The sequence below is a fragment of the Citrobacter sp. 50677481 genome, assembly GCF_001463265.1.
GTDB lineage: Bacteria > Pseudomonadota > Gammaproteobacteria > Enterobacterales > Enterobacteriaceae > Citrobacter_A > Citrobacter_A sedlakii.
In genome coordinates this window covers 1-274 of sequence record NZ_LNHZ01000021.1, presented here as the reverse complement: position 1 = coordinate 274, position 274 = coordinate 1, and the positions used below count along the sequence as shown (strand labels likewise).

Below are 274 nucleotides of genomic sequence, written 5' to 3'. Positions count from 1 at the left end.
ACGGACGCGGGGTGGAGCAGCCTGGTAGCTCGTCGGGCTCATAACCCGAAGGTCGTCGGTTCAAATCCGGCCCCCGCAACCAATTAAAATTTGATAGCAGTGCTTTCTGCATAGCAGAAGACGGACGCGGGGTGGAGCAGCCTGGTAGCTCGTCGGGCTCATAACCCGAAGGTCGTCGGTTCAAATCCGGCCCCCGCAACCAATCAAATTTGACAGAAGTGCTTTCTGCACAGCAGAAGACGGACGCGGGGTGGAGCAGCCTGGTAGCTCGTCG

At 58.8% G+C, this 274-nt stretch carries 2 tRNA genes; both read left to right on the top strand.

The features are described 5' to 3' along the window. Nucleotides 1-5 precede the first annotated feature (5 nt). A tRNA-Met gene (locus APU02_RS05575) sits at nt 6-82 on the top strand. Nucleotides 83-125: 43 nt separating this feature from the next. Further along, nucleotides 126-202 (top strand) — tRNA-Met (locus APU02_RS05570). Nucleotides 203-274 lie beyond the last annotated feature (72 nt).